24 protein-coding genes and 1 pseudogene are annotated in these 24225 nt (G+C 71.8%); 13 read left to right on the plus strand and 12 right to left on the minus strand.

The window, feature by feature from the left end; genetic code table 11:
• Positions 1-52: 52 nt before the first annotated feature.
• A complete protein-coding gene (locus tag Amac_RS20020) occupies positions 53-1066 on the minus strand; it encodes a fibronectin type III domain-containing protein (RefSeq protein WP_155355901.1) in 1014 nt (337 codons plus the stop codon).
• 232 nt (positions 1067-1298) lie between these two features.
• On the opposite strand from Amac_RS20020, the gene Amac_RS20025 reads away from it, so the two are divergent.
• On the plus strand, positions 1299-2390 hold the full coding sequence (locus Amac_RS20025) for a MerR family transcriptional regulator (RefSeq protein WP_155355902.1): 1092 nt from the start codon (positions 1299-1301) through the stop codon (positions 2388-2390).
• A gap of 6 nt (positions 2391-2396) precedes the next feature.
• On the plus strand, positions 2397-3656 hold the full coding sequence (locus Amac_RS20030) for an MFS transporter (protein ID WP_155355903.1): 1260 nt from the start codon (positions 2397-2399) through the stop codon (positions 3654-3656).
• 10 nt (positions 3657-3666) lie between these two features.
• On the opposite strand, the gene Amac_RS20035 is transcribed toward Amac_RS20030, so the two are convergent.
• Positions 3667-4596, minus strand: coding sequence for a sulfite exporter TauE/SafE family protein (locus tag Amac_RS20035; RefSeq protein ID WP_155355904.1), 930 nt, complete (start codon positions 4594-4596; stop codon positions 3667-3669).
• 155 nt (positions 4597-4751) lie between these two features.
• Between Amac_RS20035 and Amac_RS20040 the strand changes: the two genes are divergently transcribed.
• Positions 4752-5156 carry a VOC family protein gene (locus Amac_RS20040; RefSeq protein WP_155355905.1) on the plus strand — a complete coding sequence of 135 codons (405 nt, stop codon included), beginning with the start codon at positions 4752-4754 and terminating at the stop codon, positions 5154-5156.
• On the opposite strand, the gene Amac_RS20045 is transcribed toward Amac_RS20040, so the two are convergent.
• The 4 genes from Amac_RS20045 to Amac_RS20060 form a co-directional block, all read right to left on the minus strand.
• Positions 5149-6150 (minus strand): alpha/beta fold hydrolase, encoded by a 1002-nt coding sequence (locus Amac_RS20045; protein ID WP_155355906.1) that lies wholly within the window; start codon positions 6148-6150, stop codon positions 5149-5151. The two genes, Amac_RS20040 and Amac_RS20045, sit on opposite strands and share 8 nt — an antisense overlap.
• A 100-nt stretch (positions 6151-6250) precedes the next feature.
• A complete protein-coding gene (locus Amac_RS20050; protein ID WP_155355907.1) occupies positions 6251-8095 on the minus strand; it encodes a helix-turn-helix domain-containing protein in 1845 nt (614 codons plus the stop codon).
• A gap of 1 nt (position 8096) precedes the next feature.
• Positions 8097-8507, minus strand: coding sequence for a hypothetical protein (locus tag Amac_RS20055; RefSeq protein WP_155355908.1), 411 nt, complete (start codon positions 8505-8507; stop codon positions 8097-8099).
• Positions 8507-8752: a hypothetical protein gene (locus Amac_RS20060; RefSeq protein ID WP_155355909.1), complete on the minus strand. Its 246-nt coding sequence runs from the start codon at positions 8750-8752 to the stop codon at positions 8507-8509. The genes Amac_RS20055 and Amac_RS20060 overlap by 1 nt, the downstream gene beginning before the upstream one ends.
• Positions 8753-9199: 447 nt before the next feature.
• On the opposite strand from Amac_RS20060, the pseudogene ribB reads away from it, so the two are divergent.
• Both ribB and Amac_RS20070 read left to right on the plus strand, forming a co-directional pair.
• A pseudogene (gene ribB / locus Amac_RS20065) lies at positions 9200-9799 on the plus strand (3,4-dihydroxy-2-butanone-4-phosphate synthase); the annotation flags it as partial.
• A 20-nt stretch (positions 9800-9819) separates the two neighbouring features.
• Entirely contained in the window at positions 9820-10473 is a 654-nt protein-coding gene (locus Amac_RS20070) for an HAD family hydrolase (RefSeq protein ID WP_170322568.1), read from the plus strand.
• A 168-nt stretch (positions 10474-10641) separates the two neighbouring features.
• Here the strand turns inward: Amac_RS20070 and Amac_RS20075 are convergent, their stop codons facing one another.
• Entirely contained in the window at positions 10642-11217 is a 576-nt protein-coding gene (locus tag Amac_RS20075) for a hypothetical protein (RefSeq protein WP_155355912.1), read from the minus strand.
• A 263-nt stretch (positions 11218-11480) separates the two neighbouring features.
• Between Amac_RS20075 and Amac_RS20080 the strand changes: the two genes are divergently transcribed.
• A complete protein-coding gene (locus Amac_RS20080) occupies positions 11481-12152 on the plus strand; it encodes a response regulator (protein ID WP_155355913.1) in 672 nt (223 codons plus the stop codon).
• Positions 12153-12215: 63 nt separating this feature from the next.
• On the opposite strand, the gene Amac_RS20085 is transcribed toward Amac_RS20080, so the two are convergent.
• Positions 12216-12647 (minus strand): hypothetical protein, encoded by a 432-nt coding sequence (locus tag Amac_RS20085; RefSeq protein WP_155355914.1) that lies wholly within the window; start codon positions 12645-12647, stop codon positions 12216-12218.
• Positions 12648-12764: 117 nt separating this feature from the next.
• Positions 12765-13133 carry a VOC family protein gene (locus tag Amac_RS20090; RefSeq protein WP_155355915.1) on the minus strand — a complete coding sequence of 123 codons (369 nt, stop codon included), beginning with the start codon at positions 13131-13133 and terminating at the stop codon, positions 12765-12767.
• A 105-nt stretch (positions 13134-13238) separates the two neighbouring features.
• On the opposite strand from Amac_RS20090, the gene Amac_RS20095 reads away from it, so the two are divergent.
• Both Amac_RS20095 and Amac_RS20100 read left to right on the plus strand, forming a co-directional pair.
• Positions 13239-13604: a YciI family protein gene (locus Amac_RS20095; protein ID WP_155355916.1), complete on the plus strand. Its 366-nt coding sequence runs from the start codon at positions 13239-13241 to the stop codon at positions 13602-13604.
• Positions 13601-14836, plus strand: a complete 1236-nt coding sequence (locus tag Amac_RS20100) for an RNA polymerase sigma factor (protein ID WP_155355917.1) — start codon at positions 13601-13603, stop codon at positions 14834-14836. The genes Amac_RS20095 and Amac_RS20100 overlap by 4 nt, the downstream gene beginning before the upstream one ends.
• Positions 14837-14841: 5 nt before the next feature.
• Here Amac_RS20100 and Amac_RS20105 read toward each other — a convergent pair whose 3' ends face one another.
• A complete protein-coding gene (locus Amac_RS20105) occupies positions 14842-17940 on the minus strand; it encodes an ATP-binding protein (protein WP_170322570.1) in 3099 nt (1032 codons plus the stop codon).
• 135 nt (positions 17941-18075) lie between these two features.
• On the opposite strand from Amac_RS20105, the gene Amac_RS20110 reads away from it, so the two are divergent.
• Both Amac_RS20110 and Amac_RS20115 read left to right on the plus strand, forming a co-directional pair.
• Positions 18076-19053 carry a carbon-nitrogen hydrolase family protein gene (locus tag Amac_RS20110; protein ID WP_155355919.1) on the plus strand — a complete coding sequence of 326 codons (978 nt, stop codon included), beginning with the start codon at positions 18076-18078 and terminating at the stop codon, positions 19051-19053.
• Positions 19054-19148: 95 nt separating this feature from the next.
• On the plus strand, positions 19149-19889 hold the full coding sequence (locus tag Amac_RS20115) for an AfsR/SARP family transcriptional regulator (RefSeq protein WP_170322571.1): 741 nt from the start codon (positions 19149-19151) through the stop codon (positions 19887-19889).
• Here Amac_RS20115 and Amac_RS20120 read toward each other — a convergent pair.
• On the minus strand, positions 19867-21060 hold the full coding sequence (locus Amac_RS20120) for an FAD-dependent monooxygenase (RefSeq protein ID WP_155355921.1): 1194 nt from the start codon (positions 21058-21060) through the stop codon (positions 19867-19869). The genes Amac_RS20115 and Amac_RS20120 overlap by 23 nt on opposite strands.
• A gap of 70 nt (positions 21061-21130) precedes the next feature.
• On the opposite strand from Amac_RS20120, the gene Amac_RS20125 reads away from it, so the two are divergent.
• Positions 21131-21712, plus strand: coding sequence for a TetR/AcrR family transcriptional regulator (locus Amac_RS20125; RefSeq protein WP_155355922.1), 582 nt, complete (start codon positions 21131-21133; stop codon positions 21710-21712).
• On the opposite strand, the gene Amac_RS20130 is transcribed toward Amac_RS20125, so the two are convergent.
• Positions 21693-22463, minus strand: a complete 771-nt coding sequence (locus Amac_RS20130; RefSeq protein WP_155355923.1) for a TetR/AcrR family transcriptional regulator — start codon at positions 22461-22463, stop codon at positions 21693-21695. The genes Amac_RS20125 and Amac_RS20130 overlap by 20 nt on opposite strands.
• A 57-nt stretch (positions 22464-22520) precedes the next feature.
• Between Amac_RS20130 and Amac_RS20135 the strand changes: the two genes are divergently transcribed.
• Positions 22521-23438: an ATP-binding cassette domain-containing protein gene (locus Amac_RS20135; RefSeq protein WP_218041185.1), complete on the plus strand. Its 918-nt coding sequence runs from the start codon at positions 22521-22523 to the stop codon at positions 23436-23438.
• Entirely contained in the window at positions 23435-24217 is a 783-nt protein-coding gene (locus tag Amac_RS20140; RefSeq protein WP_155355925.1) for an ABC transporter permease, read from the plus strand. Before Amac_RS20135 ends, Amac_RS20140 begins: the two co-directional genes overlap by 4 nt.
• The last annotated feature ends 8 nt before the right edge of the window (positions 24218-24225 follow it).

Here is a 24225-nt window from a genome sequence, read left to right on the forward strand (position 1 = left end):
CCTCAACTGCCGTCGACCTCACCGCACGCGGGGTACGTGAACAACTTCCTGCTTATCCGCAGTAGCTGATCCCCCACTGGATGTTGTCGGTGATCGCGTTACTCGGCGCCGAAGCGTTCCCCGCAGCGTCGACCGCCACGATGGTGACGGTGTTGGGCCCGGAGATCTCCGTGTAAATGATGATTCTGCCCGAGATGCCCTGGAAGACATCGCTGATGGTGCCGTTGATCCGGATCTCGTACTCCACGCCCGTGGCCGGGGTGACGTCGTCAGTCGCGGCCGTATAGTTCACGAGCAGTTCCTCAGGGCACACACTGGTGCCGACGCCCCCGGCCTGGGTCAGGGTGGGAGTCGTGGGCGCCACGGTGTCGCTGGCGGCATCGGTGGTCACCGTGATCGGGGCGCTCGCCGCCGACGCGTTGCCGCCGCTGTCCACGGCGCGTACGGACAGGTTGTACGTGGTTCCAGGCTCAAGTTGCCGGACCCATGCCTTGGACACGGTGGTGACCGGGCTTCCGGCCGGCCTGGTGTCGAAGACGTTCGGGCTCGGCACCCCGTTGACCAGCACCTGGTACTTGATCGGTCCGAAGTCGTCGGTCGAGTTCGTCCAGGTCAGCAGGATCTTGGACGCGGTAAGGCCGTCGACGGGGGACCCGTGGACGCTGTTGGCCAGGGCGAGGCCGGAGGGAGCGGAGGGGGCGGCGACGTCGGGCTGGGTGGTGACGTTAAGGATGCTGCTCGGCCCGGACGCGCGGATGCCGTCCGAGGCGTGGACGCGGAAAGCGTACGTCGCCCCTGGGTGCAACCCGCTGATGGTCGCCGTTGTGGTCGGATGGTTGACGAGCACGACGGCGTCGAGTCCTGGCGCCCACACCGAATAGGAGACCACTCTGACATTGTCGGTGGAGGGGCTCCATGCCAGTGTCACCGCGGTTTGCGTCACTTGGGTCGCCCGTAGATTCCCGGGAATGGACGGCGGCTTGGTGTCGGGTGCGGCGACCGCCGGGCTCGTGGCCAGCAGGATCAAACCTGCGGCGACCGCGAACGACTTCAGGGCTGTGCGCATGCGTAAGCCTCTCTCGTGATGTCCGCGCGTATGTGTTACTTCTGCCAGCCCGTTACGGATTCACCCACTTGTAACAGCTTGGTAACACCAGCCTGAACCCCCCGTTTGCGGCGCTCCTTCCGTCCTGGTGTGCAGGGTTCGAGATAGTTCGGGGTGACGTATGGACCTTGCCCTTGGGTGAAGGCGCAGCATCGTGGTGCCGGTTCTTCCGACCGGTGCGAGGAGGGTTGGTGTGGGGCTGCTGACGATCGGGGCGTTCGCCCGGGCCGCGCGGTTGTCGCCGAAGGCGCTACGGCTGTATGACGAGCTCGGACTGCTCCCACCGGCCGCGGTGGACGGGGAGTCGGGGTATCGCTTTTACGATCCGGCCCAGCTGGAGCGAGCCCGGCTGATCGCGTGGCTGCGGCGGCTGGGCATGCCGCTGGCCCGCATCCGCCAGGTGTGCGAGCTCGAACCGGAGGCCGCGGCCGAGCAGGTCGCCGCCTATCGGGCGCAGATCGTGGCGGAAACCGCCGCACGCGAACAGCTGGCCACCTTCCTCGTCGACTACCTGTCAGGACGGGGCAGCGCCGTGGACAACACCAAAACCATGATCGGAATCCGGTACGCGGCCCGATCGGATGCGGGGCCGGTCCGCACGAGCAACGAGGACGCCGCCTACGCGGGCGCCCGCCTGCTCGCGGTGGCCGACGGAACGCGCGGTCCTGGCGGGAATCTCGCCAGCGCGGCCGCCATCGACGCGCTCAAACCGCTGGAGGCGCTGGAGACCCTGACCTCGACGGCCATGCCCGCCGGTGACCTGCTCGGCGCGCTCGCCGACGCCGTCAACCAGGCGGACAAGGTCATCCAGGGCATCGCCGAGGCGACACCCTCGGGTGAGGCGGTCACGACGCTGACCGCGATGTTGTGGTCGGGCTCCCGGCTCGCGCTGGTGCACATCGGCGACACCCGGGCATACCTGGTGCGCGACGGTGAGCTCTTCCAGATCACCCACGATCACACCTACGTGCAGTCGCTGGTCGACGACGGCCGCCTCAGCCCGGCGGAGGCCGCCTCGCATCCGCAACGTTCGCTGCTGGTCCGCGCGCTCACCGGAACCGGCGGGCCGCAACCCGACCTGTCCGTGCACACGGCCGAGCCCGGCGATCGCTACCTGCTGTGCTCGGACGGGCTGTCCACTGTTGTCGCGCCCGAGTCCCTGCGGCACGTGCTGACCGGCACGGCGGACCCCGAGCAGGTCCTCGACGAGTTGGTCGGACTGGCCTACGCCGCGGGTGCGCCGGACAACATCGCCTGCGTGGTGGCCGACGTGGTGACGCTGTAACCCGCAATGACCTACACAGTGGATCGGCGTCCCCTGAAGATCCCCGCCTTCCGGCGGTTGTGGGCCGCTTCGGTGGTCGGCGCGGTCGGCGGCTCGTTCAGCGTGGTCGCGGTGCCGACCCAGCTGTTCACGATGACCGGTTCATCCGCGACCGTCGGTGCGGCGGCCGCGGTGTCGTTCGGTGCCCTGGCCGTCGCCTCCTTATGGGGCGGAGCCCTCGCCGACATGGTGGACCGCAGGCGGCTGCTGCTAGCCGCGCACGGCGGTCTCGCCCTGACCTACCTGGCGCTGTGGGCGCAGACGGCATGGGGTGGACGCTCGGTCCCCGTCCTGCTGGCGCTGGTGGCATGCCAGGGCCTGACCTTCGGGGCGATCATGGTGACGTTGGGCGCCGCGGTGCCCCGGGTCGTCCCCATCGACCTGCTGACCGCGGCCAACAGCCTGAGTTCGCTCGTCAGGTACGGCGGATCGATCATGGGCCCGCTCCTGGCGGGATTGCTGATTCCGGTCGCCGGGCTCGGCACGCTCTACCTTTTCGACGCCGTGGCATTGCTGGCCGTGCTGTGGGCGGTCGCCAAGCTGCCACCGATCCCACCGAAACCCCGCCAGGCCACGGCGCCGGGGGACCGGCGTCCGGCCACGTTCGGGCACGTGCTGGCCGGGTTCCGCTACCTGCTCACCAGCCGGGTTCTGGTCGCCGTGCTGGCGGTGGACCTGGCCGCGATGGTCTTCGGGATGCCCGTCGCACTCCTCCCCGAGCTGGCGGAACGCACCTACGGCGGCCCGGCCGGAGGAGGGGTGGAGCTGGGCCTGCTCTACGCCGCGTACCCGGCCGGGGTCTTCGCGGCCGGGCTGATGTCGGGAACGTTCACGCGCGCCCGCCGTCACGGCGCCCTGATGGCGTCCGCCGCCGCCGTCTGGGGCGCGACCGTCGTGGTCCTCGGCCTCGCGCCGCACCTGTGGCTCGCGCTCGCGGCGCTGACGCTCGGCGGCGCGGTCAACTTCGTGCTCAGCACCTTCCGCAAGGCCATCTCCCAGGCGTACACCGACGACGCCCTGCGCGGCCGGATCCAAGGCTCGCTCACCGTCGTGCTCCAGGGCGGCCCGCAACTCGCCCACCTGCTCCACGGAGCCGCCGCCTCGGCGTTCGGCCCTCAGCTGACGATCTGCGCCGGCGGCCTGCTCACCGTGACGACCGTCGCCGCGATCGTACGGCTGTCGCCGCACCTGTGGCACTACATCGCCGACGACCCGCAGGGCCGTTGAGATTCGGAAGTCAGGCGCGAGCGGTTTCCTCTTCCGGGGCAGGGCCCAGGAGTTCGGCGTCGGCCGCCTCGATGGCCTTCTCGCGGCGGTGCTCGCGGGCTGAGTAGGCGACCGCCGCCGCCCACAGCGCCGCGATGGTGACGTACGCCACGGTCTGGACGCCGCCGGGCGCGTCCACCCATTCACCGCGCAGCAGCGTACGCACGTTGGTCAGGACGATGACGCCGCCCACCGCGGAGCCGAGGATGCGCGGCGGGATGTGGCGGACCAGCCAGGCCGCGATCGGGGCGGCGATCACGCCGCCGAGCAGGAGCACGCCCACCCAGGCGAAGTCGATGTTCTCCGAGCCGAGGCCGACCAGGAAGCCGGCGCTGGCCGCGATGGCGACCAGGAACTCGCTGGCGTCGATGGAGCCGATCACCTTGCGCGGCGGGATCCGGCCGCTGGCCAGGATGGCGGGCGTGCCGACCGGGCCCCAGCCACCGCCGCCGGTCGCGTCCACGAAACCCGCCACCAGGCCGAGCGGGGCCAGGAACCGTTTGCGCAGCGGCTTGCCCAGGTTGCCGCGGGGCAGGCCGTACGCGGTGAAGCGGATCAGGACGTAAAGCCCCAGGGACAGCAGGATGATCGACATGATCGGGGCGGCGAACTCGGTGGACAGGCTGGACAGGAAGGTGGCCCCGGCGAAGGCGCCGAGCGCGCCCGGGACACCGATCTTGCCGACGACCTTCCAGTCGATGTTGCCGAACCGCCAGTGCGACAGGCCCGAGGCGAGCGTGGTGCCGATCTCGGCCAGGTGCACGGTGGCCGAGGTGGCCGCCGCGCCGGTGCCCGCGGCGAGCAGGAGCGTGGTCGAGGTGACCCCGTAGGCCATACCGAGGCTGCCGTCGACGAGTTGAGCGGCGAAGCCGACCAGCCCGAGCAGGATGAGCGACCGCACCGCATCACCTTTCCAGTAATTCCTACTTTCCCGATGGTAATTATTGTTTACACGCCCATATGTCCGTCAAGGCCCGTCTCAAATTCGCGTGTTGCGGAGCGGAACTGTCGGTGACGGAGCGTAGCGTGCCATGCAGACACCGAGAGGAGCAGGACATGCTGCGGGGGCTCGCCACGATCAGTTTCTTTACCGACGACATGCCGGCGGCGGTCGACTGGTATGCCGAACTGCTGGGCCTGGAGCCATGGTTCACCCGGCCGGGCCCCGACGGGCGGCCCGCTTACGTGGAGTTCCGGATCGGCGACCATCAGCAGGAACTGGGGCTCATCGACCGCCGCTACTCACCGCACGGCCAGCTCAGCGGCCCGGGCGGCGCGGTCGCCTACTGGCACGTGGACAACCTGGACGCCGCCTGCGAGCGGCTGCTGGCCATGGGCGCCAAGGAACACGAACCCAGGACCGAACGGCACCAGGGGTTCGTGACCGCGTCGTTCGTCGACCCGTTCGGCAACATCCTGGGCGTCATGATCAATCCGCACTACCTGGACATGCTCAGGTGAGGTGGGCGCCGAGCGCGGCGAGGAACTCGGCCGGCTTCTCCAGGTGCGGGCTGTGGCCGCAGTCGTCCAGGACGACCTCGCGGTAGTTGCCGTAGGCGGTGAGGGCGGCCCTGGTCTGGGTGACCATCGGCTGGCCGGGCGTGCCGGGGGAGCCGGGGATGACGCCAAGCACGCCCAGGTGGGCCAGGTCGAACAGCGAGGTGTCGGAGACGATCACGTCGTCGGCGCCGCGGATCCACAGGATGGGCGGCTTGGGGTCGATCTCGGTGAGATCCAGGCGGAAGTGGGTGGGCGCGAGGCAGTTCAGGACGCCGCGCGTGCCGGGGGCCAGGCCTGGCCACGCGGTGGAGGTGGCGGCGTCGCCCGGGTAGTGGCCCTCGCCGACCCGCGTGGTCAGCATCGAGTCGACGTAGAAGTCCTCGTCCTCGATGACCGCGCCCGGCTTGACGTAGGCGGTGCGGAAGACGTTGCGGGGAGCCAGCGGGGACTCCTCCGACCGGTCGCCCTCGGCCAGCAGCTTGACGAAGTCGGGGTTGGCGCCGCCCGCGCCGGACCCGGTCCCGTCGGCGTGGGTCAGCGTGCCGTCCGCTCCCTCGGTGCCGCCGAACCCGTACGGCGAGACGGGATTGACCAGCGTCACGCTCGCCACCACCGCCGGCCGATCCCGCAGCGCCTGCAGGACGACCCCGCCCCCCATGCTCCAGCCGACCAGGTGCACCCGGTCCAGCGCCAGCGCGTCGATCAGCGCCAGCACGTCGTCGGAGTAGTCCCGCAACCCCCGGGTGGCGTCGACCGGCTCGGGATCGGTCTCCCCGAACCCACGCAGATCCACCGCCATCGGCCGGTGCGTGCCGGCCAGCGCGCGCAGCGCGTCCCGCCAGAAAGCGCTCGATGACACGTTGCCGTGCACGAACAGCACGGCCTCACCCTCCGCTCCGGGCACCGTCAGGACGTTCTGGGTCAGGCGGGACGTGGCGATCCGCTCGTTTTTCATGCCACCGGCTCCTTTGTCGCGTGGGTTGGCTCACCGTACGCAGCGGACCGCCGCCGCGACTATGGCGATTCGGTACATACCTCACGCACCTGCCATGGGGTCAGGGGCCATCCCGCAGGCGGTGCAGGCGCAACGCCAGCTGGATCTCCAGGGCGCGCTCCGGCTCCTGCCAGCCCGCGCCGAGCAGCTGGCCGATCCGGTCCAGGCGCTGGGTGACGGTGTTGACGTGGATGTGCAACGTCTCGGCCGTACGGGACAGGGAGCCGCCGGAGCCGAAGTAGGCGGCCAAGGTCGCGCGCAGCTGGGTGCCGCGGCGATCGTCGTAGTCGACGACCGGGCCGATCGTGCCGGCCAGGAACGCGGGCACGTCGCGGCCCTCGCCGATGAGCAGGCCGACGAAGCCCAGTTCGGCCGCGCTGGCGCCGTCCCCGCCCCGGCCCAGCGCCCGCAGCGCGTCCGCGCACCGCTGGGCTTCCTGGTACGCCTCCGACAGCGGCCCGCCGAGCACCGCCGCCGCTCCTGCGGTGGCCGGCTGGCCGAGCGAGGCGGTCAGTTCGGCGGCGGCACGGCGCGCCAGGACGCCGGGTTTGTCGCCCGGCAGCAGCAGGATGACCTCGTGCCCGCGGGCGGCGGCCAGCCCGTGCGCGAGCGCCGCCTGCGCCGAGGCCCAGAACGCGGCGCGTTCCCGCTGGCCGTCGTGGCGGGCGACGACCAGGACGTGCGGCTCGTCCAGGTGCACGCCCAGGCGGCGGGCCCGGTCGTGCAGCCCGTCGAGTTCCGGCCGGAAGACGAGGTCGTCCAGCAGCTCGCCGCGTACCCGGCCTTCGGCGTCGGCGACGCTGCGGCGGAACAGCAGCAGCAGCGCGGTGACCTGCGCGGCCCGTTCCAGGATGCGCTGGTCGGCGTCGGTCGGCCGGGCCGCGGTGCGCAGCACCAGCGTGCACAGCGGGGCCGCGCCCACGTCCACCGAGGCCACGAACACCTCGCCGCGCCGGACCGTCCGGCCGAGCGCGCGGGACGAGCGCGCCGCCTCCGACACGCCCGCGTCCAGGTCGGCCGCGTCCCCCACCAGCGGCCGCCCCTCCTCGTCGAGCACGGTCAGCCGCCCGCCCAGCACCTCGGTGACGACCGCCGCCACATCCTCCACGCCGCCGCCGCGCAGCACCAGGCCGGTCATCCGGTCGTGCGCGGCCGCGGCCCGCTCGATCGCGTCGCTGTGCGCCCGGATGAGCGTGTTCGCCTCGCTCAGCTCGGTCAGCGCGGCCCGCGTCTCCTCCAGCAGCCGCGCCGTGTCGATCGCCACCGCCGCGTGCGCGGCCAGCGAGGACAGCAGCGCCACCTCCTCGGGCGCGAACGGCCGCGCGCTCCGGTTGGCCGCGAACAGCACCCCGATGACCTGCGCCCCCAGCCGCAGCGGCACGCCGAGAATGGCGACGAGCCCCTCCTCGTGCACCGCGTCGTCGATGGTGACGGTGTGCCGGAACCGCTCGTCGGCGAAATAGTCCGCCGTGTTGTACGGCACGCCCGACTGCGCCACCAGCCCGCCGAGCCCCGCCCCCATCGCCAGCCGCAACCCACGGAACCGCGCGGCCGAGGACCCGTCGGTCACCCGCATGAACGTGTCCCCCCGCTCGGGGTCGTTCAGCGTCATGTACGCGACGTCGGTGCCCAGCAGCTGCCGGGCCCGCCGCACGATCGCCGCCAGCACCGCGTCCAGATCCCGCAACCCCGCGAGGTCCCCCGCCGTGTCGAACAGCGCCGACAGCTCCGCCTCCCGCTTGGCCCGCCGCCGCAACATCCCCCGCACCCGCAGGGCCGCGACCTTGTCCCGCTCCAGCCGCTCCAGCGTCTCCGCCCCGGCCCCCTCGGCCCGCGCCCGCAGCACCGGCCCTTCGAACTCGACGGCCGAGGCCTCCCGTACGAGCAGCTCCAGGAACACGTCCATGTCAGGCGCTTCGGCGGGCCACGGGCGGGTTGGTACGGATCTGCTGGATGCGTTGCTTCGTCAGGCCGAGCAGCTCGCCGATATCGGCGTCGGACAGCCCGAGCCCGGCGAGCTGGTCCACGCGCGCCTTGGCCGTCCTGCTGTAATCCTCGGCGATCGCCGCCGCTTCCCGCTGCAGCCGCGCGAACGCCCGCAGATCCTCCTCGGTGAGACCCGGCAGGGTGTAATGGAAGACCGGAACGGGCAGCTGATCGCGATCACCGAACAGGAAGGGCAACCCTTCGGCGATGTCCGCCTGGAGCTCCTTGAGGGAGTGCGCGGACATGCCGCCCGCCACCCCGGACAGCACGGCCAGCCACAAACTGCCCGTTTTGGAAACATGAACATCAACATGAGGCTCGTAGGTCGTCATCAGTCCTCCAGCCAGTCTTCGCCGAACAGGGGCGCCAGACCGCGTTCGAGGGCTTCCACCAGAGCTGGCGTCTCGCCCGGATAAAGTGGCACGGCGGCACGGGCTGCGACACGGCCCTGAGCGTCCCACAGCAGCAGGAATCGCTGGCGTTTGGTCGATTCGGCCCAGTCACAGCGCAGCCCATGGGCACGGGCCAGCCCGACAATCCGATCCCGGATGGCCGCGTAGTCGTCTCGTTCCACCACACCCGGCAAGCTATATCTCTTGCCTCACACCGGCAACATCACTTGTCGATTCGGCATCAACCGGCAGCGGAATCACGATCGTGGACGACATCCGACTGGGTTCGGCCTCGGGCATGCTGATGGCGGCGACGTCGGCTCGCCGTTGGTGGAGAGACCGGGACAGAGGACGAGGTGGAGTATCTGACCGCTGGCCGTTGACAATGAGCCACCGCGAAAGCACCTCTGGTCGGTCGTCATCACCGATCGAGCCGGTGGGCTACCAACGGCCCAGACCCCACCCGGTTGATCCGCGCCGCAGCTCATGTGCGTGCTAACAGCCAATTATCACGTAAGTCTCCGGGAAATCAGCGGTCATGGGTTATCTCTCCCGGTGTGTCGTGACCTGCCGTACGGGTGGGGTCTGGCGTAGATCTATAACTACTGTGCGTTAACGCTTCGGGGGTTCTCATGCTCGACACCGTGGCCGCCGCGATCGAAGAGATCGCCGCGGGGCGTCCCGTTCTGGTCATCGACGATGAGGACCGGGAGAACGAGGGGGATCTGATCGCGGCCGGGTCGCTGATGACGCCGGTGCTGATGGCGTTCCTGATCCGGCACAGCGGTGGCGTGGTGTGCGCGGCCATGGAGGGGGCTGACCTGGACCGGCTGCATCTGCCGCCCATGGTGGCCCTCAACGAGGACCCCCGGGTCGGCGCGTTCACCGTCTCGGTGGACGCCGCCGACGGCACCACCGGCATCTCGGCGGCCAGCCGCGCCAACACCCTGCGCCTGCTGGCCGACCCGGCCACCGGGCCGCGCCAGCTGACGCGCCCCGGCCATGTCTTCCCGCTCCGCGCCGACGAGGGCGGCCTCGCCGCCCGCCAGGGCCACACCGAAGCCGGCATCGAGCTGGTACGGCTGGCCGGGCTGCCTCCCGTGGCCGCCCTCACCGAGGTGTTCAACCCGGACGGCACCCTGGCCCGCCTGCCCCAACTGCGGGTCTTCGCCGACGAGCACGGCCTGGCGCTGATCTCGATCGAGCAGCTGATGGCCCACCGCGCGGCCGTCCCGGCCGGGGTGTGACCCCGGTGCGTGCCGTCGTCTTCGACCTCGACGACACCCTGGTCGCCAGCGGCCACGTCTGGGACCGGATCTGGCGCGACTACCACGCCCGCAACGGCGGCCGGAACGGCGACATCGGCGCCCTGGTCGGCAGCGGCGACTGGGCCGCCCACCTGGCCGACGCCTGCGGCACCGACCCTGCCCAGGTGCACGCCGAATGCACCGAAGCCGCCCTCACCGCCCTGAACGACGGCAGGATCGGCCTGCTGGACGGCGCCTACCAGCTCCTCACCGCCGCCGCCCTGTGGGTTCCGGTGGCGGTGGCCTCGGCGGCCCCGCACCGCTACGTGCACGCCGCCGTCACCGCCCTCGGCCTGACCGGCCACGTCACCGCCGTCATCGCCGACGAGGACGTGCCGGTCTCCAAACCGGAACCCGACGCCTACCTGCTGGCCGCCGAACTCCTCGGCCTGCCCCCCGCCGAATGCCTGGCGGTCGAGGACTCCACCCCCGGCATCCGCGCCGCCCACGCGGCCGGCATGACGGTCCTGGCCATCCCCAACCGGCTCCGCCCGCCCGCCCTCGACACCCTCGCCCTCGCCGCCCACCAGGCCGGCACGGCGACCGCCGCCCTCCCCGTCCTCACCCGCATCATCGCCCACGGCGAAGTAAGTGTGTGACCCGATTCGACGTCCGCGGCCTCTGCAGGCGGTTGATCTCCTACCTGGTTTGCCCGCTTTTCCCGGGTCTGGAGTCGTGGGAGCCCATTGTGGCTTACGACCGGTGGGCGTATCGGCCTTTCCGGCGATCCGCAGCCGACCGGCGTTTTATTAAATCAGCGGGGGACGCTACTTCGACCAGACCGTGACTCGCAGAAACTCCAGGAAAGGCATGGAGATCAGGAGTACGCACACCAGGATCTGCAACGAGAAGCACAGAATCACCGGCCTCATTCCTATCCCCGGCCCCGCGCCTCTTCTCGCCAGCGACCACAGCGCGATGAGGGTGACCACTGAGAATATCAATGGCGCGAGCGGAGCGGCCGCCAGCATCGCCACGTTCGCCCCGTCCTCCGACATCAGTCCGAAGGAAGGAGTGCGCATCGTGTTCCAGAGGCCCTCTACTTCCAGGCCTTTCTCCCTGGCCAGCGGCACCACCGTGACGATGCAGGCATAGTACTGGGCGAGCATGAAGTAATAATATCCGCCAAGAAAAGAATAGAATATACTTGCCCCGATGAATATATGACTCGGCGGGGGCAGCCGGTGCGATCCCGTGGCCTGCCTCAGCTCATAAACAGCTGCGAATATAGCGAAAGTCGCCGTCAAGAAGAATCCGAGCAGATTCGAAACGAGCAACACCTCCAGGTGATTCGCGCGGCCCAGCAGAGGGGTTATCGGATCAAGCGGAGGAGTAGGAGACACCGGGAGCTCCCAATATTCGGGCAATGCGTCGCGTTGGGATGCGAACATATCACCACGAGGTGCCATGATTAGCGCCCACCGCTATCCGGACGGCCAAATCTGTAGCTTCCGGACATTTCTAAACCAGTAACATTCTCCGGGGGTTCTGCCAGGTGAACGTGGCCCAGCGGCATTCCCCGGACAGAGCAGTCCAGGGAACCCGCGTCAGCCGGTTCGCGAGGACAAGGTGGCTGGCGGGTGCTGGTGTGGCTACCGTGGCCCGCATGAGCGGACCGGTGGGCGTGCTGATCGTGGATGAGGATCCGCGGTCGCGGGCGGGGCTGCGGTTGGTGCTGGGGGCCGCGGCGGATCTGCGTGTGGTGGGGGAGGCGGGCGACGGGGCGCAGCTCGTGCCGATGGTGGAGCGTCATGATCCGGATGTGGTGTTGATGGACATCTGGATGTCGGCCTGGGATGGGCTGGCCGCGATCGTGGTGTTGCGGGAGCGGCCGGATCCGCCGGAGGTGATCGTGTTGAGCGCGGCCGACGCCGATGAGCGGGTGTTGCGGGCGCTGCGGGCGGGGGCGGCCGGGTTCCTGCGTAAGGACACCCCGGCGGCGGAGGTGGTGAGCGCGGTCCGCCGGGTAGCACGGGGGCAGCCAGTGCTGTCTCCGGCGGTCGCCCGGCGGCTGGTCGCGCGGGTCTCCGACTCCGATCGTGATCGGCGGCGGGCGGTGGCCCGGGCGGGACTGGCCTCGCTGACCGCGCGGGAGCACGCGGTCGCGGTGGCCGTCGGTCAGGGGCGCAGCGACGAGGAGATCGGAGTGCTGCTGTTCTTGAGCGTGGCGCAGGTCGAGGCGTACGTGGCGAGCGTGCTGGCCCGGCTGGGGCTCAACAACCGGGTCCAGATCACGCTGCTGGTGCACGACGCGGGCCTGCTGGACGGTCAGGGCTGAGCGCGCTACCGCGTCGTCCATCGTCCTGGTCTCCAGCAGCCGCAGCTTGAGGCGGTCCTTTTCTTAAACGCGGGTCATGATGGAGTCGTAGCCGCATCCGTCCGGGTAGACCCAGGCGCCCGCCATCGTGTCGTCGTCGAACTCGCCTTTGAAGTAGGCGGGCGAGCCCGGTTCCCCGGCCCAGATCGTCAAGGTGTCGCCGTCGAGTTCGTACACGTAGTCGAAGGTGTTGCCCTGGTTGTCGTAGTAGCGGGACCTGATGTCCCGGCCGGGCTGTTCGGCGCCGAACGGGCGCTCCCGGCCGATGATCTCCAGGCCGGTGACGGGCTGGCCGAACTGTGCCAGGCGCACGTCCTGGGCGAGGAAGAAGCCGCCCGCCAGCCACCGGTAGGTGACCGTGCCGGTCGCGCCGCCGGTCACCGTCCAGGTGCCGACCAGGCGGTCCAGGGCGCGCAGGGCGGCGTCGGGCGTGCGGGTCTCGTTGGAGTAGGTCATGGTCTGTCCCTTGTCTCGCGGTGTGCTTCACCCCACCGGCGCGAGACAAGGTCTAGCCGCCGCCAGACGCGGCCTAGCCGTGGCGGGCGCCGCTGACGGGCGCCCGCCACGGGTCGCCTAGTCCTCCTGCAGTACGGACAGGATGTTGCCGGCCGGGTCCTTGAACCAGGCGATGAGCGGGCCGCCCCGCCGGAAGACGCCGTCCTCGTCGACGCCTTCGTAGGTTTCGAAGGTGATGCCGCGCGCCCTCAGGTCCGCCATCGCGGATTCGATATCCGGGACCGGGAAGTTGAGGATGGTGAACGTCGCGGGCGTGTGCTGATCGCCCTTCGGGTAGACGAGGGTGTCCCGGTCCCCGGCCAGGTGCAGGAACAGCAGGCCGTTGCGCTCGCTGACGTTGAGCCCGAGCGTCTCGCCGTAGAACTTCCTGGCCTCGGCGATGTCGTCCACGGAGAACCCGCTGAACGCCTTGGTGTTCTCGAACATGATGTTCCCTCCTGCTCTCGGTCTGTTTCTCGATGGAGACGTAGAAACCAACGAGCCGGTTTCGACATGGTGGGTGTGGAAATGCCGCTACCCAGGAAGACACCGATGAAATATCTGATCCTGATCTACACTAACCCGGCCACCCGCGAGGTCTGGGACGCTCTTCCCGAGGCCCAGCGCGAGGCCGGCTACCAGGCCCATCTGGCTTTCCGGGAGAGCCTGGCCGACTCCGGCGAGCTGATCGTGGCCGAGGCGCTGGCCGATCCGGCCACCGCCCGGCGGATGACCACGACCGGGGGCCGGACGAGCACCGCCGACGGCCCGTTCGCGGAGGCGAAGGAGCTGCTGGCCGGTTTCTACCTGATCGAGTGCGAGAGCCTGGAACGCGCGATCGAGCACGGCTCGCGTGTCCCGGAGGCGGAATTCGGCCTGGTAGAAGTACGCCCAATCCTGGACCTCCACGCGCCGTGAACCCATCGGATTCTTCTGGTTCTTCCGGCGTCGAAGGGCTGCTCCGCGCGCTCGCGCCGCAGGCGCTCGGCGCCCTGGTCCGCCGGTACGGCGGCTTCGACACCTGCGAGGACGCGGTCCAGGAGGCCCTGCTGGCGGCGGCCGTGCAGTGGCCGCGCGACGGAATCCCCGCCAATCCGAAAGGATGGCTGATCACGGTCGCCTCCCGCCGCCGGATCGAGCTGTGGCGGGAGGACTCGGCCCGGCGCCGGCGCGAGGAGAGCGCCGCCGCGCTGACCCCGCCGGATCCCGATCCCGCGCCCGCCGCCGACGACACCCTCACCCTCCTGCTGCTGTGCTGCCACCCCTCGCTCACCCCGACCTCCCAGGTCGCCCTGACCCTGCGCGCCGTGGGCGGCCTGACCACCGGCGAGATCGCCCGCGCCCTGCTCGTGCCGGAAGCCACGGTCGGCCAGCGCATCAGCCGCGCCAAGCAGCGCATCAAAACCAGCGGCGCCGAATTCCGCCTGCCCCCCGAGGCCGAACGCACCGCCCGCCTCGACGCGGTCATGGAAGTCCTCTACCTGATCTTCAACGAGGGCTACACCGCCAGCTCGGGCCCCGACCTGAGCCGCGCCGACCTCACCGCCGAAGCCATCCGCCTCACCCGCCAGCTGCGCGATCTCCTCCCCGGCCACGGCGAGGCCGCCGGACTGCTCGCCCTCATGCTGCTCACCGACGCCCGCCGCCCGGCCAGAACCCGCCCCGACGGCGCCTTGATCCCCCTGGCCGAGCAGGACCGCACCCGCTGGAACGCCGACGCCATCGCCGAAGGCGTCGAACTGATCACCCGGACCCTCGCCACGGCCCCCATCGGCCCCTACCAGCTCCAGGCCGCGATCGCCGCCGTCCACGCCGAGGCGCCCCGCCCGCAGGACACCGACTGGCGCCAGATCCTCGGCCTGTACGACCTGCTGCACGCCCTGGCCCCCGGCCCGATGGTCACCCTCAACCGCATCGTCGCCACCGCCATGGTCGACGGCCCGCGCGAGGGCCTGGCCAGGCTGACCGAAGCCGAATCCGACCCGGCCCTGTCCGGCCACCACCGCCTGGCCGCAGTCCGCGCCCACCTCCTGGAACTCGCCGGCGACCTGCCCGCGGCCCGGACCTGCTACCGCCTCGCCGCCCGCCGCACCCTGAGCCTCCCCGAACGCCGCTACCTCGAGTCCCGCGCCAGCCGTCTCACCCGTTGAGGGGGTTATCGCGGTCCCGGGTCGTACCGGCAGGTGGTGCCCGTCCGCACGGTGCGGTCGAGGTGTTCGCCGAGCTCGGGCAGGACCTCGCCGATGCGGCGGATGGCGTCGCGGATCCGGGCGGTGACGGCCTTGCGGGCGCGTTCTGCGGCCGTGGCCGCGAGCGGGCGCGAGCCGCCGCCAGGGCGGGTGGCCCGGCGCAGCTCGGTGAGGAGTTGCTCGCGTTCGTCGGTGGCGCGCCGGGTGCGGCCCAGATCGGCGTTCGCCTGCGCGGTGGCGAGTTCGTCGTCGAGCTCCGCCAGCCGCCGCCGGTAGGCGGCCAGGGCCGTCCGGTCGAGGATCGGCTCGGGTCGATCCGCACCGGCGTGATGAACCGGGTCGCCGCCGGCCAGGTCCAGCGCGGGCCGGTCGTCGCCGGGCCGGGCCAGCAGCGCCGCGAGGTCGTGCAGTCCCTTGAGGTCGCGGAGGTAGGCGCTCTGCCCGCGGTAGGTCGCCTGCCACATGTCGCCGACGCGGCGAAGCCGCGGACCGCCGGTGTCTTCGTGCGCGGTGTGCTGCGGTGCGCCGTCGAGGGCCGCCAGGGCGCGCTGGGTCTCGGCCTGCCAGGCGTGGGCGCCGAGCCGGCGGTGCACCTTGAGCGCCCGGTCCAGCCACTGCCGGGCCGGTGCCGGCTGGCCGAGGGCGGCGTAGAGGAGCCCGACCCGGTGGGCGTGCGCGCCCATGAAGCAGACGAGGGCTCCGTTGACCGCGCAGCTGTCGGCGACCGGGAGCAGGTCGTCGAGGAGCCGCTGGCAGAGCGGGCGGTCGTCGAGCGCGATCGCGGCGACGGCCAGCTCGCCGACGAAGATGGACCACAGGTAGGAGCGGTCGGTGCGCCAGTCCCGCAGCGCGAGGACGGTGTCGAGCTCCCGGCGGGCGGTGTCGAGGTCACCGGCGCGGGCATGGAACCCGGCGGCGACGGCGTGCGCGTGCGCGGGGGCGCCGATCCACCAGCGGACCGCCTCGGCGGCCATGTCCCGCAGTTCGGCCGGATCGTCGCGGGCCCGGACGATTTCGAGGCGCTGGGACATGCGCACGTTGCCGGCGTCGCTGTCGCCGACGGCCCGGCCGAGGGCGTCGGCCTCGATGGACAGCCGCTCGCCGGTGGCGATGTCGCCGTCGAGCAGGGCGAGCGCGGCCTGCCGGGTGCGCAGCAGGTAGTCGTGGCGGGGCTGGCGCAGCCGTTCGGTGCGGTGCTGGTACTCGGCGAGGGTGGCGCGGAAGGCCGCCGAGGCGCTCTCCAGCTGGGCGGTGGCCAGCAGGAGCAGGGCCTGGGCATGCCGTTCCGGGTCACCGGCCTGGCCGGCCAGGCCGGCGATCTCCGCCGAGATCGCGGCCCGGTCGGTGGCCGTGCCCGGGGTCCACAGCGTGTCGTGGTGGGCGAGCAGGCAGCTGGCCAGCGTGGCCGGATCGTCCAGGGTACGGGCGATCGCGACCGCGTTTTCGGCCAGCGGCCGGGCTCGGGGACGGTCGGCGGGGACGGAGTGCTGCAACTGGCGGGCCAGCGCCGCGGTCACCTGCGCCTCAACCGGCGTGCTCGTGCCGGCGAGGGCCTGCCGGGCGGTGTCGAGGATGGCGATCAGGTCGGTGCGGGGCATGGCGAAGCGGGCGCCGACCCGGTCCAGGCCGAGCGCGACCGCGCCGAGCAGGTCGCCGCGGCCGGTGGCGGTGGCCCGGGTCCAGGCGGTGCCCAGCAGCGCGCGGGCCCGGGTGGTATCGCCGGCCCGCAGCCGCAGCTCCGCCTCCTTGGTGAGCAGGTCGACCTGCTCGTCCTCGGCCAGCGGCTGCCCGGCGTCGCTGACCGCCGACCGGACCCGGGCGAGATGGCCGGCGGCCTCGGCGAAAGCGAACCGGTTACTGTCGGCGTCGGCGGCCAGCCGCGCCCAGGCCATCGCGGGCGCCGGGCCGGTCAGCTCGACAGCGGCGGCGAAGTGGAAGGCCAGCTCGGCGGCGAACACCTGGCCGCCCCGCTCGTGGCGGCGCAGTAACGCCGCGGCGACCCGCTGGTGCAGGTCGAGCCGCCGCCCCGGCGGCAGGGTGGTGTAGATGGTCTCCCGGTAAAGGTCGTGGGTGAACCGGCCGGGACCGGCCTCGTGGGCCGGGGTGAGGATGCCCGCCCGGCTCGCCTCGGCGGCCAGCTCGACGATCCGGGTCGGGCCGGTCCCGGCCACGTCGGCGAGGACATCGGGCAGCACGACGCTGCCGGCGACGGCCGCGGCCTCCAGCAGCTGCGCGCACTGGCCGGTCAGGCGGGCCAGGCGGCGGCCGATGACGTCCCGGACCGCTGCCGGAATCTCGGTGGCGGGGCCGCCGGCGGCGAGCAGGCGGCACAGCTCCCGGGTGTAGAAGGGGTGCCCGCCGCCGCGGCGGTTCACCAGCTCGGCCCACCGGTCCGCTGCCGCCGCCCCGGCGACGGCCTGGATCAGGTCGGCGACCTCGCCCGGGGACATGCCGTGTAACGGCACGAGCTCGGCGGTGGTGGCCAGGTCGGCCAGCGCCGCGGCGACGTCCGCCGCCGGCTCCCGCGGCCGGTAGGCGCCCACCAGCAGCAGCGCGCCGGGATGGTGCTGGCCGGCCAGGAACCGCAGCAGGTCCACGGTGGACAGATCGGCCCAGTGCAGGTCGTCCAGGATCACCACCACCGGAGCGCCGGTGGCCGCGCCGGCCAGCAGGCGGCCGGCCGCCTCGAACACGCGTACCCGCGCTGTTGTGTCGGCATCCGCCGCATCGGGCGCGTCGGCGGCCAGTTCCGGGACGATCGCCACCAGTTCGGCGGAGGTGGTGGCGCCGAGCCCGTCGCGCCGCTCGAGCAGCGCCCGCAGCGCCTGCGTCCACGGCCACCACGCCGGCGCCTGGTCAGCGTCCCAGCAGGTGCCCCACACGACCGTGGCGCCAGCGGCCGCGGCCTCCTCCGCGAACCGGGTCAGCAGGGCGGTCTTGCCGATCCCGGCCTCACCGGTGACCAGCGCCAGCCCCACCCGGCCGCCGGGCGGCGCGGTGGTGAGGGCGTGGTAGGCGGCGGTCAACCGGGCCAGCGGCTCGATCCGGCCGACGAAAGTGAACATGTCTGACATCTTCCGCTGGCGCCAGGCGAAAGTGCTAGCCGGTTTCTGGCGGGAGACAGCCGCGTTCTGGCGCGTTCCGGGTATGACCCCACATCTGCACATCATGACCGGCACATTTGAGACAGGCGGCCGGCGATGACCACCGTGAAGATCGCCGCCGTGCAGGCGGCGTACCTCCTGATGGACCAGAAAGCCTGCCTGGACAAGGCGGTCGAGCTGCTGCGCCAGGCGGCCGCGGCAGGAGCCGGGATCGTGGTGTTCCCCGAGGTGTTCATCCCCGGCACCCCGATCTGGATCGACTCCCGCCCGATCTGGGACGGTGACGACGACTGGTACGCACTGCTGGTCGAGCAAGCCGTCACGGTCCCCGGCCCGATCACCGACGCCCTGGCCGCCGCCGCCGGCGAAACCGGCACCTACCTGGTGATCGGGGTGAACGAACGCGAACCGCACGGCGCCACCATCTACAACACCACCCTCTACTTCGGACCCGACGGCACCCTGCTCGGCAAACATCGCAAGCTGATGCCCACCGGCTCGGAACGCACCGTGTGGGGCATGGGCGACGGCTCCACCCTGCCGGTCATCGACACCCCGTACGGCCGGCTCTCCGGGCTGATCTGCTGGGAGAACTACATGCCCCTGGCCCGCTTCTACCTCTACAGCCAGGGCGTGGACATCTGGACCGCCCCCACCCTCGCCCAGGGCGACGGCTGGCTCGCCGCCATGCGCCACATCGCCCATGAGGGCCGCTGCTACGTGATCGGCGTCAACCCGTGTGTCCACATCGACCAGATCCCCGCCGACTTCCCCCACCGCGACCGAGTCTGGCGCGCCGAGCAGGAATGGGTCGAACCCGGTAACAGCATCATCATCGATCCCACCGGCAAGATCCTCGCCGGGCCCGCCCGGCACGAGGAGACCATCCTCTACGCCGACATCGACCTGGCCGCGGTCCACGCCGCCCGCCGGTACTTCGACCCGGTCGGCCACTACCACCGCCCCGACATCTTCCAGCTCGCCGTGGACACCAGCCCGCGCCCAGCAGTCGTGACCCGGCAGGGCATGGTGTCCGCAAGTGAGCCGGCCGATCCGAAGCCCCCGCCGGCATGACCCTGGGGTGTCAGCCATCAGTTTCGCCGTGGGGGCCGAGCTCAGCGCTCGATTGCCTCCCTCAGCGGGGTTCTGGCGACATCGCGCGGGCACCGGTGACGATCCGGCTGCTGGGCCCGCCGGCCATCGAACGCGACGGCCTGCCGGTCCGGCCGCCGCGGGGCCGCAAGACCTGGGCGCTGCTCGGCTATCTGCTGCTGGCCGAGCGGCCGCCCAGCCGCAGACGGCTGGCCAGCCTGCTCTTCGGCGACGCCGAGGATCCGCTCGGAGCGCTGCGCTGGTCGCTCGCCGAGCTGCGCCGCGCCATCGGCGTGCCTGGGCTGCTCACCGGTGACCCCGTCACCGTGCGGTACGGCGCGGAGTTGAACGTCGATATTCCGCTGCTCACCGGCGAGCTCGCCGACCCGGCTCCGCTGCTGGAATTCGGCGGTGAACTGCTCGAAGGCCTGCACGTGACCTCCAGCCCGGAGTTCGAGTCCTGGTTGCTGGTGGAACGGCGCCGGGTCTCGGCCACGGTCGAGGCGCGGCTGCGCCAGGCGGCCGCCACCCTGCTGGCCGAGGGCCGTGCGCGGGAGGCACTCGCGTACGCCGGGCGGGCAGTGGCGGGAAACCCGCTCGAGGAGGCCAACCATGAACTGCTGGTGCGGAGCCTGGCCGGGATGGGCGATCGGGCCGGGGCCCTGCGGCAGGTCGCGATATGCCAGGACACGCTGCGCCGCGAACTCGGCGTCGAAGCCTCCACGGCGTTGCGGGCGGCGGCGGCCGTCGCGCCCCGGCGGGGCGCACGAGGCGGGATGCGGGTCCGCTGGCGGATCACTCGTAGGTTTTCAGCGTGATCGCGTTGGCGGCCCGCCGGATCGGCTCGATCGCCTTGGCCATCAGGCGTTTCCCGCCGGGCAGCCGGTTGATGAGCGACAACATGGCCAGGGACGTCCGCACCTGTCCCCGGGTGCGCAGCACCATGCGCTTGATGTTGGCGGGGCCCAGCTTCTGGTTGGCCTCGGCGAAGGGCCGCATCTCCCGCTCGTACGCCGCCAGCCCCGCCCGCAGATCCCCCGCGGCGGCCAGTTCCCCGGCCAGCACGTACGCCCCGACCAGCGCCAGGCTGGTGCCCTGCCCCGAGGCGGGCGAGGCGCAGTAGGCCGCGTCCCCGACCAGGGCAACCCGCCCCCGCGACCAGCTGTCCATCCGCACCTGGCTGAGCGAGTCGAAGTAGAAGTCGCCCGCCTGGGCGGCCCCGGCCAGCAGCCGCGGCACCTCCCAGCCCTCCCCGGCGTACGCCTCGGCCAGCAGCGCCTCCTGCCGGGCCCGGTCGCGGTGGCCGTAGGCCAGCGGCGGGGAGGCGAACAGGAACATCGCCTTCGCGCCGCCGTCCCCGGCCGTGCTGTAGGTCAGCGCGGTACGGCCGGGCGCGACATAGGTCAGCTCCCACCGGTCCAGCCCCAGATGGTTGGGCACGCTGAAGATCGACACGTAGTAGCCCAGATCGTGAACGAACGACGATTCGGGGCCGAAGGCCAGGGCGCGGGTGTGGGAGTGCAGGCCGTCCGCGCCGACGACCACGTCGAAGTCGCGGACGGCGCCGCTTTCGAAGGTGACCTGAACGCCGTCGCCGCGCTGGACTAGGGCGGCGATGGAGTCGTCGAAGAGGTATTCCACGTCGTCCTTGGTCAGGTCGTACAGCAGGCGGTTGAGGTCGCCGCGCAGGATCTCGGCATCGCCGCCGTGGCGGCCGCCGAAGGTGTCGCCGTCCATGGCGGCCACCTGGCGGCCGGTGGCGGTGACGATGGAGCCGCCGCGCACGTCGGTGCGGCGTGCCCGGATCGAGGGCAGCACGCCCATCCGGTCGGCGACGTCGAGGGCGGCGCCGCGGATGTCGACCTTGTAGCCGCCGTCCCGGATCGCGGGGGCGCGTTCGACGACGGTGGGGGTCAGGCCGTGGCGGCGCAGCCAGTAGGCGAGCGTGGTCCCGGCGATGCTGGCGCCGGAGATGAGCACTGAGGTCATATCCCGGACGGTACACACGTCTTAGACATTTGTGCAAGACGCTCGTCTGAGACGTGTGTAGGATGCGGTCATGGGAAACAAGGAAGACCTGCTGGCGGGCGCGAAACAGTGCCTGTTCGCGCAGGGGTACGCCCGCACCACCGCCCGCGACATCGCCACCGCCGCCGGGGTCAGCCTCGCCGCGATCGGCTACCACTACGGCACCAAGGACGCCCTGCTCGACGAGGCCCTCCGGCAGGCCATCGAGGAATGGGGCGACGATCTGGGCCGCACCCTGGTCGCCACGCTCCGCCCGGGGGCCTCCCCGGCGGAACGCTTCGAGGCGGCCTGGGCGGGCGTCATCGAGTCCTTCCACGCGCACCGGCCGCTGTGGGCGATCCAGTTCGAGGTGCTGGCCCGCATCGACGAGCTGCCCGGCATGCGCCAGACCTACACCGAGTCCAGCCGCCAGGCCCGCCTCGGCCTGGCCCAGATCTTCGGCGGCGCGGACGTCGCCGCGGACGAGGAGGCCGCGGTCCGGCTCGGCGCCTTCTACCAGGTGCTGCTCACCGGCATGGCCGCCCAGTGGATGGCCGACCCGGACCAGGCCCCCTCCGGCCGCGACCTGCTCGACGGCCTGCGGGCCGCCGCCCTCAGCCTCCGCGAAGGCTGACGACCAGCGTCTGGATGCCGTCCAGTACCCGGGCCAGGCCGAACTCGAAGGCGTGGCCGGGGTTGTAGGCCGCGCCGTGCTCCTGGCCGGCCGCCGTGCCGACGCGGGAGGCGATCGGGAACCGGGTCTGGTCGACCAGGGAGTTCAGCAGCGGCGCGTAGGTCTGCCACCACTGCTCGTCGGTCATCCCCGTCTCCTGGGGCGCCCGGGAGGCCTCCACCGCGCCGCGCGCGGCGCCGTGCACGTACCCGTACACGAGCGTGACGACCGAGTCCATCTCCAGGTCGGACAGGCCGATGCCCTCGACGGCGGCCAGCTCGAACTCGTATTTGGCCATCGCGTTCGGGCCGAGCGTGGGCCGGCCGGTGGCGACCTGCAGGAGCCACGGGTGGCGGTGGTAGAGCGCCCACTGCTCGCGCGCGATCGACTCCAGCCGCTCCCGCCAGCCGCCGGCGGGCGCGGCCTGGTAGAGGTCGCCGTAGACGGTGTCGAGCATGACGTCGATCAGTTCGGCCTTGCCCGGCACGTACGTGTAAAGCGACATCGTGCCCACACCCAGGCGTTCGGCCACCCGGCGCATCGACAGCGCGGCCAGCCCGTCGGCGTCGCCCACCTCGATGGCGGCCCGCACGATCAGGTCCACGCTCAGCTCGGGCTTGCCCTTCCTGGACACCCGGCCCTTGCCGGGGGTGCGCCAGAGCAGCGCCAGGCTCCGGGCGGGATCGCCCTGACCGCTGTATTCCGTCGTCATGGTGCAGGCCAGCCTACCCGTACGCTCAACCGTATGTCGTACGGTACGCTGTACGGCATGATACGCGTCACTGGTCTGGCCAAACGCTTCGGCGCCACCCCAGCCCTGGACTCCCTCGACCTGCACGTCCCCGAAGGCCAGGTGCACGGCCTGCTCGGCCCCAACGGCGCCGGAAAGACCACCTTGGTCCGCATCCTCACCACCCTGCTGCGCCCTGGCGCCGGCCAGGCCCGCGTCGCTGGCTTCGACGTGGTACGGCAGGCCGCCGACGTGCGCCGCCACATCGGCCTGGTCGGCCAGCACGCCGCCGTCGACGAGCTGCTCACCGGCCGCCAGAACCTGGCCATGTTCGCCCGCCTCTCCCACCTGCCCCCGCGCGCCGCCGCCGCCCGCGCCGACGAACTGCTGGACCAGTTCGGCCTGGCCGACGCCGGCTCCAAACCGGCCAAGGACTACTCCGGCGGCATGCGCCGCCGCCTGGACCTGGCCGCGGGCCTGATCCTCGCCCCGCCGGTGCTGTTCCTGGACGAGCCCACCACCGGCCTGGACCCCCGCGCCCGCGACCAGGTCTGGTCGGCCATCCGCGACCTGGCCGGGCGCGGCGCCACGATCCTGCTCACCACCCAGTACCTGGAGGAGGCCGACCGGCTCGCCGACAAGATCTCGATCATCGACGGCGGGCGGCTGGCGGCGGCCGGCACCCCGGCCGAGCTGAAGGCCACCATCGGCGGCGACCGGATCGAGGTCGTCGCCGCCTCGGCCGCCGACCTGCCCGCGGTGGCCGCGCTGCTCGGCCCGTACGCGCGCATCGACGCCGACGCGCGGCGGGTGAGCGCGCCCGCGCCGGATCGGGTGGCGGCGCTGACCCGGGCCGTGCGCGGCCTGGAGGAGGCCGCCATCGCGGCCGAGGACATCGGCGTGCGCCGCCCCACCCTGGACGAGGTCTTCCTGCGACTGACGGAGAGAACAGCATGAGATGGGCTATCGCCGACGGCTGGACGATCACCCGCCGCGACCTCGCGCACTGGGCCAACCAGCCCGGCCAGATCGTCGCCGGGCTGCTGTTCCCTGTCATGATCGTGCTCATGTTCGGCTACCTGTTCGGCGGCGGCATGACCGTCCCGGGCGGCGGCGACTACCGCGAGTTCCTGATGCCGGGCATGTTCGCGCTGACCATGGTCTTCGGCCTGGAGACGACCTACGCCGCGGTCAGCGCCGACGCCGCCCGCGGCGTGACCGACCGGTTCCGGTCGCTGCCGATGGCCTCCTCGGCGGTGGTGACCGGCCGGGCCGCCGCCGACCTGCTCAACTCGGCGCTGGCGCTGGCCGTGCTGGTCGGCTGCGGCCTGGCGGTCGGCTGGCGGGCCGAGGCCGGGCCCGGCCGGGCGGCGCTGGCGCTCGGCCTGGTGCTGCTGCTGCGGTTCGCGCTGCTGTGGCTGGGCATCTGGCTCGGCCTGGTGGTCGGCAAGCCGGAGGCGCTGGTGGCGGTGCAGATCCTGGTGTGGCCGGTCGGGTTCCTGTCCAGCGCGCTGGTCTCGCCCGCGACCATGCCGGGCTGGCTGGGCGCGATCGCCGAGTGGAACCCGCTGTCGGCGACCGCGGCCGCGGCCAGGGAGCTGTTCGGCAATCCGGGCTGGGGCGGCGACTCGTGGGCGGCCCAGCACGCGATCACCCTCGCCGTCGCCTGGCCGCTGGTGATCGTGGCGGTGTTCTTTCCGCTCTCGATCCGGGCTTTCCGGCGGCTGGGCGGCTGACCCCCCGG

Source organism: Acrocarpospora macrocephala (genome assembly GCF_009687865.1).
Taxonomy (GTDB): Bacteria; Actinomycetota; Actinomycetes; order Streptosporangiales; family Streptosporangiaceae; genus Acrocarpospora; species Acrocarpospora macrocephala.